This window comes from Flavobacterium sharifuzzamanii (assembly GCF_003254585.1).
GTDB classification, from domain to species: domain Bacteria; phylum Bacteroidota; class Bacteroidia; order Flavobacteriales; family Flavobacteriaceae; genus Flavobacterium; species Flavobacterium sharifuzzamanii.
Window position 1 is genome coordinate 276,908 of sequence record NZ_QJGZ01000040.1, and the last position, 12,560, is coordinate 289,467.

The following is a 12,560-nucleotide window of genomic DNA, read 5'->3' on the forward strand; positions in this document are numbered from 1 at the left end:
TTATGAATAGACAAATACAAATCGATGAACTCAACAATAACACTTTCTTTTGGAAGTATTATTTCTGTTGGTCAAGAGGCTATGATGAAAAAGAAGAACTCAATATTGATGAGGTTTTGGAAGTTGTAGAAACTAATGAAACTGAAGCTTATGAATGGGAATGGAAGTTTTTCAATCAGAATGATATAGAAGAAAACCCTAGATATGTTGCGGGTAAAATAAATGATGGTTTAAGTTACGCAATTGAATTTGCTGAATATGAAATCAACTTTTTTCTTAATGATATTTATATTGGCAATCTAGGTGGACATTTTGAAGCTTGGTTTTTTACTTTGGATGAATTATTAGCTTTTGAAAAATATCCAAATCTGTTTCTTCTTTTTCTTCCGATGACAGGAATACAAGAAATTGAAAAAGCTATTTTAAAACCTATGATTGTAAAACATTTAAATGCAATTCCAAAGTTTGAAACACATTCAGAATATATTTCAGATTGCATTTTAAATGGTTTAATGATGCAGTCCTCATTTTTGGAAATAAAAGATATTGGATTGACAAATGCTGAAAATCATAGCGTAAGAAATATAACAGATTACCCACGCTACAAAGAAGAGGTAACACTATTAAATAAAATTTTGCTTTCCTTTATAAATGAGTAACAATAGGCAACTTTGTTCCTTTGCAACTCTGGACCTTTGCGCCTTGCCACACTCATTAAACTTTCATTAACAAAAACTAATTTATCATTATTTTATATTTGTAGGAAACAAATTAATTCTAAAGCATTCTTCTCATGAAATTAAAGCCTTTTTTCTATTTATTTTTATTCAGTATTATTTCAGTTTCGGCTTATAGTCAGAATGTGAAACTTATAAATATTAATCAGCTTAATGAGAGAATCAAAAACGGAAAAGATAGTACTTATGTAGTTAACTTTTGGGCAACGTGGTGTGCGCCATGTATAAAAGAACTGCCGCATTTTGAGAAATTAGGAGCAGAGTATAAATCAGAAAAACTGGCTGTTTTATTGGTAAGTTTAGATTTTAAATCGAAACTAGAATCAAATGTGATTCCGTTTGTAAAAAGGAAAAACTTAAAGAATGAAGTCTTCCTTTTAAACGAAAGTAATCCACAAGAGTTTATCGATAGAATAGATCCAAGCTGGTCGGGAAGTATTCCGGCAACGCTTTTTATTAAAAACGACAAGCGAAAATTTGTCGAAAGCGAATTTACCTACGAACAATTATTAACTGAATATAAAAAACTGTAAACCATTATGAAAAAAATAATCTTATTACTAGCATTAGCATTTTCTGCTTTTCTATCTCACGCGCAAAATGCTGTAACACTTAAAGCGGGCGATGCAGCTCCAGATTTCAAATTGAAAAATGTAGATAACAAAGATGTTTCTTTCGGAACTTTTAAAGATGCAAAAGGATATATTGTAGTTTTTACCTGCAATACTTGTCCTTACGCAGTCGGATACGAACAAAGAATTATCGATTTGGATAAAAAATTCAAATCGCAAGGATATCCTGTAATTGCAATTAACCCAAACGATCCAGAAGCTTCTAACGCTGATACTTTTGCAAAAATGCAAGATTTGGCAAAAGACAAAAAATATCCTTTCCCATATTTATTTGACCCGGGACAAAAAATTACAGATGAATATGGTGCAAAACGTACGCCTCACATCTTTATCGTTTCTAAAACTTCAAAAGGAAATGTGGTAGAATATGTTGGAGCAATCGATAATGATCCAGAAGGGAATAATCCTCAGAAAATAAAATATGCTGAAGATGTAATCGCATCATTAAAAAGCGGACAGAAACCAGCAATTACACAAACCAAAGAAATTGGCTGTACGGTAAAAAGAAAAGCAAAAGCTTAAGTTTTTTGTTTCAGGTTTTAAGTTTCATGTTTTATTCCGTTGCGTTTAACTTGAAACCTGAAACCTGAAACAAAAAAATAATAAAACACAAACGCCCCAAATATGGGGCGTTTTTTTGGCATGTATAGATGAACAAGTTTACTTTTTATCTATTCTATAAAGTCTTCCTTGATCGGTAACGGCGTATAATGCTTCATCTTTTCCTTGTGTAATATCTCTAAATCTTTGTCCTTCTCCTGCCAATAATCTTTCTTCTCCAGCTACTTTATTGTCTTTAAAAGCTAAACGCACAATGTGCATACCGCTCAAAGCACTAATAAAAAGATTATTTTGCCATTCTGGAATACGGTTTCCTGCATAAAATGTCATACCACTTGGTGACACTACAGGATCCCAATAATAAACTGGCTGTTCCATTCCAGTTTGCTGCGTAATACCTTCACCAATTTTCGTACCACTATATTCAATTCCGTAAGTAATTGTTGGCCAGCCATAATTTGCTCCAGCTTTAATTCTGTTAATTTCGTCACCACCTCTTGGGCCATGTTCACTTTGCCATAATTCACCAGTTGTTGGATGCATAGCCAATCCTTGCGGATTTCTATGTCCGATGGTATAAAGTTCTGGTAAAGCTCCAGTTTGAGTAAAAGCAGGGTTTCCTGGTGCTGCTTGTCCGCTTGTGGTAATGTGTACAATTTTGCCTAAGCTGCTTGTTACTGATTGAGCCAACGGACGAGTTTCCAGAACCGATCTTTCGCCAATGCTTACAAATAGATTTCCAGATTTATCAAATAAAACTCGGCCTCCGTAATGTAGTGTGCTTGCATTTGGTGTATTCGAACGATAGATTACCGTTGTATTTTCAATTGCTTTTTCATCGTCTGAAATTCTACCTTTCGCGACAGCGGTAATATTTCCGCCAGCAACAACTTCAGAGAATACCCAATAAATCATTCGGTTTGTAGCAAATGCGGGGTCAAGGCAAATTCCAAGTAATCCACCTTGACTATCAGGATTAACGGCAGGAACGCCAGTTAAGGCATTACTGATAACACCTGCTTGGGTTACGATTTTAATTTTGCCTGCTTTTTCTGTTACAAGCAGACGTCCATCTGGGAGATAGGCTACTCCCCAAGGAGCGCTTAAACCGCTGGTGATTACTTTTGATTCAATCTCGGTGGTAGTTTGAATGCTTCCTGCTCGTGTCTGTCCTGCAAATGCTGGCTTATAAGCAGTGTTTGCTGTTCCTGTTTCTACAGGAGGCCCTGTTGGGCCTGGATCTGTGCCTCCGTCAGTATTGTCGTTATTAGAGCAGCCGACTAAAGTAAGAATTCCAGCAAGAAGAAATATACTTTTTTGAATTATCATAATGCTTTCATTTTAATGGTTAAAATTAAACATTGCATTATCGAACATTTCGAAAGTGAATATTATAAGTAGAGATTCAGTAAAGTTGAAATGGTCAGTTTCAAATGAATGCTCTGTTTTTTCAATTAAGAATGCCTAAATGCTTATGCCATTTTATTTGAAGTAGCAGAATTTCAAAAACAGAAATTAAACTTCTTTTGGAAAAGCATTTAGTGGGACATGCCTAATTGGAACGGCAAATTGTTATAAAATATTGCCAATAAGAACTGTATTGTCTTTTTCTTAGCGGAAATTTAACATTCAATATTTTAAAAGAAATAAGGCTGAGGCCTTATTTTTAAAGAAGATTTTAAAGACTTTTTAATTTTTTCATAAAGACTGGAAAAACTTCATTTAATTCTTCAAAAAGCGGATTTTTTCTATTTTTTAATTTGATTTCGGTAAATAATTTTAAGCCTAAAGCAAACTGAACAGCTTCTGATTCATTTGCAAAAATGTTCTTAGCTTTTATCTTTTCAATGATTCCAAAAATTTCGTCGTGATTATCAAATTCAATTCCGAGTTCTTTTGCTGGTTCGGTTTCACCATTTGCGTATTCCTTAAGACTTAAAGTAAGGTAATATTTGTTTGATCTTTTTTCCATGATTTTTGTATTCTAATTTTATTTAAGCCATTTATCGACCAGTGTTTTAAAGGCTTCTTTATATTGCTCGCCAACTGTTATTTCTATTTTATCAATAAAAATGGAGTTTTTGCTGATGGCGCTTATTTTATCTAATGAAACAATGAAAGAACGATGTACACGCATAAATTTAGACGAAGGCAGTTTTTCTTCTAGAGCTTTTAGCGAAATCAGAGACATTAAGGCTTTCTGAGAATCTTCAAGATGTACTTTTACATAATCTTTCAGACTTTCAATGTAAGTGATGTCTTTTAGTGAAATTCTGACCCATTGATATTCTACCTTCAAGAAAATAAATTCGTCATCTGCGGTAATAGTAGTAAACGTATTATTGGCTTCTTCAGCCAATTGTAAAACTTTACTTGAAGCACGCAGAAATTCTTCATAGCTAAAAGGTTTTAAAAGATAATCTACAGCATTTACTTTGTAACCTTCAATAGCATAATGATTATAAGCGGTAGTAAAAATGATTTTTGGCAATGGTCCAGCTTGATCTTGTATTAATCTTGCCAATTCCATTCCGCTTAAATTGGGCATATTAATATCCAAAAAAACAACATCTGGTTTTGTTTCCCTGATAAGTCCCAAGGCATCAACAGCATTGTCGCAAGTAGAAATTAATTCTAAAAACGGAGTCTGTTCTATAAAGGTTTCTACCAGTCTTAAAGCCAACGGTTCGTCATCTACTGCTATACATTTTAATACTGTCATTGCTCTAAATTTATCTTCAACTTAATTTTATATGTTCCGTGATCGGTAACTCCAAAAGAAATAAAATGCTGATTCGGATAAATCAATTGCAGTCTTCGTTTGGTGTTGGTTAAACCAATTCCGCCTACATCAGAAACTGTTGTTTTTTCAAAGTAAGTATTTTCAACTTCAAATTCCAGTTCGCTTCCATTTTGCGTAAGCTTAATGTAGATCTCGCTTTTATCAGTAGCATGAACGCCATGTTTAAAAGCATTTTCTACTAAAGGTAGCAATAACATTGGAACAATTGGGTAATCATGTATTTTTTCAGGAATATCTGTTGTAATAGTCAGTTTGCTGTTGGCACGAAGTTTCATTAATGCAATGAAATCTCTCATAAACTCAGCTTCTTTCAGCAGCGTTGTTTTCTCTTCTGTGCTGTAAAGCAAATAACGCATCATTCGGCTCAAGGTGTGAAGCGCGTTTCGAGAATCTTCAATATCGGTGTAAGTAAGTGAATAAATGCTGTTAAGAGAATTAAAGAAAAAATGCGGATTGATTTGCGCCTTAAGCATTGCCAATTCGGCCATTGTTTTGTCTTGTTCCAGTTTTTGTTTGTGCAGTGCCGCTTTTTGCCAATGTTGCAACATAGCCCAGCTGGTTCCTATCCCTAAAACCAATAATGTCAAAGTAAAAACGTAGTTGTCGAAATAAGGATTTTTGTATTTTTTAAAACCAATGGCTTTCATAATCTGATTATGAAGATCGGTTTGTGAAGTGTAAAAATAAGCAATGAGCTGCATGGCAATTATAGCTGCAAACGCCCAAAGCAAAAAGAGTGAAGTATTGTCTTTTATGATGGTTTTAGGAACAACGAGTTTTGCTGTAGAATAAAAGACTACCATGAGTAAAAACAATATGATCGTCTGCCAGAGCCAGAATACTTGCGGAAGGACTACATTCCAGGTAAGTGGAATATAAAACAGCATAAGATACCCCAATAGAGACCAGCCAAGAATATGTAATCCGGTAAATAAATAAGGTCTGAAAATATTCGGTGTCATTACAATTTATAATTTATATCGACAATATTACATTTTATTTGAATACAAATTTTCAGCAATCGCCAAAACGGGATTTAGAGTCTCTAAAAAGCGTTTTAGAGCCGATAAGATAAAAATTAAACAGTCGTTTAATATTTTGAAAAATTCCATCGGTTCTCATCTTATCTTTATCGATTGTCTCTTGCTGTTCGTCTATTTGAAAAATTTCGTGCGTTATATTTTATTTCTTTTGTTGACATATAATCGATAATTACACATTTTTCACAATGAATAAGCAATCATTTTTAAGCATCCTCGCAGCATCACTTATTATCGCTTCTTGCGGTAAAAATGATAAATCGGCTCAAGCCGGAGGTGCGCCGCAGATTAAAGAATACAAGACTGTGACTTTACAGACAAAATCAGCGACATTAAACAGCGATTTTCCTGCTAGTATTCAAGGACAGCAAAACATAGAAATTCGCCCTAGAGTTGAAGGCTATATTGATAAAATTTTTGTTGATGAAGGTGCTGTAGTCAAAGCAGGACAGCCATTATTTAAAATCAGCGCTCCAGAATATGAGCAGCAAGTTCGTACTGCGACAGCAAGCATAAAAAGTGCGCAAGCAGAAGTAAGTACAGCAAAATTGGCTGTAAACAAAGTAAAACCATTGGTTGAAAAAGGAATTATCAGCAAATATGATTTAGAATCGGCTCAATATACTTATGAGTCAGCTATGGCATCTTTAGCGCAAGCAAATGCAGCTTTAGTAAATGCTAAAGTCAATTTAGGATATACAACTGTAACAAGTCCGGTAAATGGAGTTGTAGGTTCAATTCCTTTCCGTTTAGGAAGTTTGGTAAGTTCTAATACAGCAGAACCTTTAACAACAGTTTCAAGCATTGGAAATGTATACGCTTATTTCGCAATGAATGAAAAAGCTTTGCTGAATTTTACAAAAGACGCTGGAGCTTCATTAAACCAAAAAATAAAAAGCATGCCAGCAGTTTCTTTATTGCTTTCAGATGGTTCAGCTTATGATCAAAAAGGAAATATTGAAACCGTAAACGGATTAATCAATACTGAAACAGGTACAGTAAATTTTAGAGCACGTTTCCCAAATCCAAAAGGAATCATCAGAAGCGGAAGTAGTACTACAGTGCAAATTCCGAATTATGTTAAGGATGCCATTATAATTCCTCAAAGTGCCACATTTGAACTTCAGGATAAGATGTTCGCAGTAGTCTTAGGGAAAGACGGTAAAACAAAAAATTCTAATATCACTGTACTTGAAAATACAGCTGGAAATTATTACGTGGTAACCAGCGGTTTGCAAGCGGGTGACCAAATCGTATTAGAAGGAGTGGCTTCTCTAAAAGAAGGAACTGAAATTAAAGCCCAAAATCAAAGCCCGGAAACAGTTTACGCCGATTTAAAATAAAAAAAATGTTTAAAAAATTTATACAAAGACCCGTACTCTCGACGGTAATATCTGTTATTATCGTTATTTTAGGTGTTTTAGGCCTAATAGAGTTACCGATTTCCCAATATCCGGATATCGCGCCACCAACGGTAAACGTTGCGGCAAGTTATACTGGAGCCAATGCCGATGTGGTACTTAAAAGTATCGTGATTCCGCTTGAAGAACAGATCAATGGTGTGGAAAACATGACGTACATGACTTCTACAGCAACAAATGATGGAAACGCATCGATCAAGGTTTTCTTTAAAGTAGGAACCAATCCCGACTTAGCTGCAGTAAACGTTCAGAACAGGGTTTCCAGAGCAACAAGTTTACTGCCAGTAGAGGTAACTCAGGCAGGGGTTACAGTAACCAAGAGCCAGAGTAGTAACTTGTTGATTTTCTCTTTATACAGTGATGACAAAGCTTACGATCAGACATTTCTTCAAAATTATGCAAAGATTAACCTTGTACCGCAAATTCAGCGTGTGGTTGGGGTAGGAGATGTAACCGTTTTTGGTGCCAAAGATTACTCAATGAGAATCTGGTTGAAACCAGACGTAATGCAACAATACAAATTGATTCCAAGCGATATTTCAGCAGCTTTAGCAGAACAAAATATCGAAGCAGCGCCGGGTAAATTTGGTGAAAATGGAAATCAGGCATTTCAATATGTAATTAAATACAAAGGTCGTTTAACAAGCGCTCAAGAATTTGAGAACATTGTTATCAAATCTGTTGGAAACGGACAGATGTTAAGGCTTAAAGATGTAGCTAAAGTAGAGTTAGGATCTTTAAGTTATGCTCAAACGATTAAAACAAATGGAGTAGAATCGGCAGCAATGGCGATTAGCCAAACTCCTGGATCTAATGCGCGTGATGTAATTATCAACTCTAAAAAACTGATTGAAGAAGCAGCGAAGAGTTTTCCAAAAGGAATGAAATACACCATTATGGTGGACGTTAACGAGAACTTGGATGCTTCTATTGAAAAAGTAATTCATACTTTGGTTGAAGCTTTTATATTGGTTTTCATTGTAGTATTTATTTTCCTTCAAGATTTTAGATCAACTTTAATTCCGGCAATTGCGGTTCCGGTTGCGATTGTGGGAACGTTTTTCTTCCTGAATCTGTTCGGATTTACGATTAACTTATTGACGCTTTTTGCAATGGTACTTGCCATTGGTATTGTCGTCGATGATGCGATTGTCGTCGTCGAGGCCGTTCATGCCAAGTTGGATCACGGATATAAATCGGCTAAAAAAGCGACGATTCATGCAATGGATGAAATTTCGGGTGCGATTATTTCGATTACATTGGTAATGGCCGCGGTATTTATTCCAGTAACCTTTATTAACGGATCAACAGGGGTATTCTACAAACAATTTGGTATTACACTGGCCGTTGCGATTATTCTTTCGGCAGTAAACGCCTTGACTTTGAGTCCGGCTTTGTGTGCGCTTTTATTGAAACCGCATGCTGATGACCATAAACATAAAAGTTATTTACAGCGTTTTTATACTTCATTTAACGTGGCATTCGATAATGTTACAGCAAGATACAAACGTTCGGTAAGTTTCCTTTCTGCAAAAAAATGGATTGCTCTGGCTTCTATTGTAATTGCTGGTGTTGCATTAGTTTATATGATGAAAACGACGCCATCTGCTTTCGTACCTTCTGAAGATCAGGGAACAGTTTTCGCTAATATCAGCTTACCGCCATCAGCTTCTATGGAGCGTTCGGATATCATGGCTAAAAGAGTAGATAGTATTGCAAAAACAATTCCAGGAGTTAAAAATACACTTCGTATCGTAGGTCAGAACTTTACAGCTGGAGCAGGTAGTGCTTACAGTATGGTAATTGTAAAATTATATCCGTGGGATCAGCGAGAGCTTAGTGTTGATGATGTCATCGGGCAGCTTTTTGCTAAAACAAGCGGTATTCGCGAAGCCAATATTTTCTTTATTTCGCCTCCAACTATTCAAGGTTTTGGACAAAGTGGCGGATTCGAATTCCAATTGCAGGATAAAGGAGGGCATACAACTTCTGAGTTCTATAAAGTTAATAATGAGTTCTTAGCAAAATTATCGGAACGTCCAGAAATTCAATATGCGACAACGCCATTTAACCCTGGTTTCCCTCAGTATATGATGGATATTAATTTAGCGAAAGCGAAAGATGCAGGAGTTTCTGTAAATACGATTCTGTCAACCATGCAAGGATATTACGGTGGATTGTATGCTTCGAATTTCAATAAATTCGGGAAACAATATCGTGTAATGGTTCAGGCAGCTCCAGAATTCAGAACGAATACGGAAGGATTGAATAAAATTTTCGTTAGAAATAGTGCAGGAAACATGGCGCCAATTACTGAGTTTGTAAAAATGACAAGAGTTTTTGGACCAGAATCTATTTCGAGATTTAACTTATTTACGTCAATTTCGATTACAGGAGCACCAAAACCAGGCTACAGTTCTGGAGATGCTATTAAAGCCATCCAAGAAGTGGCTGCAGAAAACCTTCCAGCAGGTTACGGTTATGAATTTTCTGGTTTAACGCGAGAAGAATTAGCTTCAGGAAGCGAGACGATCTTCATTTTCCTTTTATGTTTGGTTTTCGTTTATTTCTTACTGAGTGCACAATACGAAAGTTATATTTTACCATTTGCGGTATTATTATCGATTCCGTTTGGATTAGCAGGAGCGTATTTATTCTCGATTATTTTTAAATTGAATAGTAACATTTACCTGCAGATTTCCCTAATCATGCTTATCGGACTTCTGGCAAAGAACGGTATTTTGATTGTTGAATTTGCTTTGGATAGAAGAAGAAAAGGACTTCCGATTGTACAAGCTGCAATTGATGGAGCGGTAGCGCGTTTACGTCCAATTTTGATGACTTCGTTTGCCTTTATTTTAGGATTGGTTCCATTAATGTTCGCTTCTGGAGCGGGAGCTGTTGGTAATAAATCCATTGGTACTGGAGCAGTAGGAGGTATGTTGATCGGAACTATTTTAGGAGTATTTGTTATTCCGGTTCTGTTTATCATTTTCCAAACTTTACAAGAAAAAATAAGCGGTCCAGCAAAAGATGGTTATGATGATGAAGACGACGATGAAGATGAAATTCATTTAATAGAAGCTCACAAAGAGTAAAATTTAATTACAAGAAAAATGACGAATAGTTCTAATAAATATATTTTACTGGTAATGACAGCCGCACTTATTAGTGCGTGCTCTGTTACCAAGAAATACGAACGTCCAACGACATTAAAAACAGATCAATTGTATCGCGATCAATCTACGACTGATTCGACTACAATTGCAGATATGCCTTGGAATACTGTTTTTAAAGATGAAAAACTGAATGCATTAATTCAAAAAGGTTTAGAACAAAATTTAAATCTGAAAAATGCAATTGAGAATATTGTTCAAGCTAGAGCTTCTTTGCGTCAGAGTAAATTGGCTTATTATCCAAGCTTGCAATTGGACGCCAATGTAACGCATAACAAGCAATCTCAGGCAGGATTAAACTTTCCGGCAGGAATCAACATTAATACCTTAACAACAACTTACAAATTAGGCGTAAGCAGTTCTTGGGAAATTGATGTTTGGGGAAAATTAAGCAGTTCTAAAAGAGCGGCTTTGGCAACCTATTTGGCTTCTGATGCTGCAAAACAAGCAGTTCAAACGCAATTGATTGCCGATATTGCCAATAATTACTTCTTGCTATTGTCGTATGATGAATCGTTAAAAATCACAGAAGAAACATTAAAAAGCCGTATCGAAAACGTTGCAACTATTAAAGCTTTAAAAGAAGGTGCAATTGTAACTGGTGCAGCAGTCGTTCAGAGTGAAGCCAACCAGCATGCGGCAGAAGTTTTAATTCCAGATTTGAAGCAAAGCATTCGCGAAACCGAAAATGCTATCAATATTTTACTTGGACAAGGACCTGGACCAATTGATAGAGGTGTTTTAGGGACACAGATTATTCCTGAAAAAATTGCAATCGGAATGCCAGCGCAGTTATTAAACAATCGTCCTGATGTCCGTCAAGCGGAGTTTAATTTCAGAGTCGCTTTTGAGTCGACTAATTTGGCTAAGACGTATTTTTATCCAAGTCTGACGCTTACAGCAAGCACCGGATTTTCAAATTTAGAGTTGAAAGATTTCTTTAGCAATTCTATTTTTTATTCGATTATTGGAGGATTAACACAGCCTTTATTTAATCATGGTTTAAACAAAATGAGATTGACTACAGCGCAGTCACAACAATTACAAGCATACAACAATTTCCAACAAAGTCTTTTAGTGGCTGGTCAGGAAGTTTCAAATGCCTTGTATGCGTACCAAATGGCTGTTGAAAAAGAAGATTCTAGAGCGAAGCAAATTGCAGCTTTAGAAAAAGCAGTAGACTTTACGCAAGAACTTTTAGAATATAGTTCTGCAACTAACTATACAGATGTATTAACATCGCAGCAAAACCTTTTAGCGGCGCAATTAAACGGAGTAAATGATAATCTGCAAAAATTGCAAGCTGTTATTAATTTGTACAGAGCGTTGGGTGGTGGTTGGAAATAATTGTTTATAATGATAAAAACCGTCTCAAAATCTGAGACGGTTTTTTGAAAAGTACATCGTTTAAAAAGCACTATTCGTCGATTAGTTTCGTAATTTTGTATAATGAATGCTTGAATCACAAATCTTTGGCATTAATTTAGATTAATATCTATTACAGTTAACATTTAAATTCTAAAGACATGAAAAAGTTAATATTCGCCTCAGTGCTTTTTATGAGTGCATTTTTTGCTCAAGCACAAGTATCAGTAAATGTAAATATTGGTACTCCTCCAAATTGGGGGCCACAAGGTTACGACAACAGCAGATACTATTATTTGCCAGACATCGATGTGTATTATGATATAAATCAAAGCGTATTTATTTATGCCAATAGCGGAAAGTGGATTCGTGAAAGAAGACTTCCGTCAGTATATAGAAACTATGATTTGTATTCAGGATACAAAGTAGTTTTGACTGATTATAGAGGAAACACTCCTTATTACTATCATTCAAAACACAGAGCTGAATATCCGAAAGGCTACCACGGAAAACCTCAAAAAAATAGAGGAGAAAAACCTAAAGGAAATAATGGAAACCACTACGGAAACAACAAAGGAAATAGTGGAAACAATGGCAACGGAAACAGCCAAGGAAATAATAAGTCAGACAAGAACCACGATCACGGTAATGGCAAACACCATTAATAAACATGACTAAAAGAAAACGCCTCCAATTGGAGGCGTTTTTGATTTTTTATAGCCACTAATTACACGAATTAGCACGAATTTATTTTAATAAAAAATTAAAATATCAATTGCCTCTAGCTAAAGCTGGAGGCAATTCATTTTAGCCATGAATTAGCAT

Annotated in this window: 11 protein-coding genes; 7 read left to right on the top strand and 4 right to left on the bottom strand. The window is 35.5% G+C overall.

Annotation, left to right across the window (positions count from 1 at the left end; translation table 11 throughout):
• Nucleotides 1-2 precede the first annotated feature (2 nt).
• The 3 genes from DMA14_RS16280 to DMA14_RS16290 all read left to right on the top strand — a co-directional run bounded on the left by DMA14_RS16280 (nt 3) and on the right by DMA14_RS16290 (nt 1,891).
• A complete protein-coding gene (locus tag DMA14_RS16280; protein ID WP_111425647.1) occupies nt 3-659 on the top strand; it encodes an Imm19 family immunity protein in 657 nt (218 codons plus the stop codon).
• 134 nt (nt 660-793) lie between these two features.
• A complete protein-coding gene (locus tag DMA14_RS16285) occupies nt 794-1,270 on the top strand; it encodes a TlpA family protein disulfide reductase (RefSeq protein WP_111425648.1) in 477 nt (158 codons plus the stop codon).
• Nucleotides 1,271-1,276: 6 nt separating this feature from the next.
• Nucleotides 1,277-1,891, top strand: a complete 615-nt coding sequence (locus tag DMA14_RS16290) for a thioredoxin family protein (protein ID WP_111425649.1) — start codon at nt 1,277-1,279, stop codon at nt 1,889-1,891.
• A gap of 138 nt (nt 1,892-2,029) precedes the next feature.
• On the opposite strand, the gene DMA14_RS16295 is transcribed toward DMA14_RS16290, so the two are convergent.
• From DMA14_RS16295 to DMA14_RS16310, 4 genes are all read right to left on the bottom strand, one after another.
• Nucleotides 2,030-3,259: a PQQ-dependent sugar dehydrogenase gene (locus tag DMA14_RS16295; RefSeq protein WP_111425650.1), complete on the bottom strand. Its 1,230-nt coding sequence runs from the start codon at nt 3,257-3,259 to the stop codon at nt 2,030-2,032.
• A gap of 349 nt (nt 3,260-3,608) precedes the next feature.
• On the bottom strand, nt 3,609-3,902 hold the full coding sequence (locus DMA14_RS16300) for a DUF3861 domain-containing protein (protein ID WP_111425651.1): 294 nt from the start codon (nt 3,900-3,902) through the stop codon (nt 3,609-3,611).
• An 18-nt stretch (nt 3,903-3,920) separates the two neighbouring features.
• Nucleotides 3,921-4,652: a LytR/AlgR family response regulator transcription factor gene (locus tag DMA14_RS16305; protein WP_111425652.1), complete on the bottom strand. Its 732-nt coding sequence runs from the start codon at nt 4,650-4,652 to the stop codon at nt 3,921-3,923.
• Nucleotides 4,649-5,695 (bottom strand): sensor histidine kinase, encoded by a 1,047-nt coding sequence (locus DMA14_RS16310; RefSeq protein ID WP_111425653.1) that lies wholly within the window; start codon nt 5,693-5,695, stop codon nt 4,649-4,651. The genes DMA14_RS16305 and DMA14_RS16310 overlap by 4 nt, the downstream gene beginning before the upstream one ends.
• A 266-nt stretch (nt 5,696-5,961) precedes the next feature.
• On the opposite strand from DMA14_RS16310, the gene DMA14_RS16315 reads away from it, so the two are divergent.
• The 4 genes from DMA14_RS16315 to DMA14_RS16330 all read left to right on the top strand — a co-directional run bounded on the left by DMA14_RS16315 (nt 5,962) and on the right by DMA14_RS16330 (nt 12,400).
• On the top strand, nt 5,962-7,116 hold the full coding sequence (locus DMA14_RS16315) for an efflux RND transporter periplasmic adaptor subunit (protein ID WP_111425654.1): 1,155 nt from the start codon (nt 5,962-5,964) through the stop codon (nt 7,114-7,116).
• Nucleotides 7,117-7,121: 5 nt separating this feature from the next.
• On the top strand, nt 7,122-10,292 hold the full coding sequence (locus DMA14_RS16320; RefSeq protein ID WP_111425655.1) for an efflux RND transporter permease subunit: 3,171 nt from the start codon (nt 7,122-7,124) through the stop codon (nt 10,290-10,292).
• An 18-nt stretch (nt 10,293-10,310) separates the two neighbouring features.
• A complete protein-coding gene (locus DMA14_RS16325; protein WP_111425656.1) occupies nt 10,311-11,717 on the top strand; it encodes an efflux transporter outer membrane subunit in 1,407 nt (468 codons plus the stop codon).
• Nucleotides 11,718-11,896: 179 nt separating this feature from the next.
• On the top strand, nt 11,897-12,400 hold the full coding sequence (locus DMA14_RS16330) for a hypothetical protein (protein WP_111425657.1): 504 nt from the start codon (nt 11,897-11,899) through the stop codon (nt 12,398-12,400).
• The last annotated feature ends 160 nt before the right edge of the window (nt 12,401-12,560 follow it).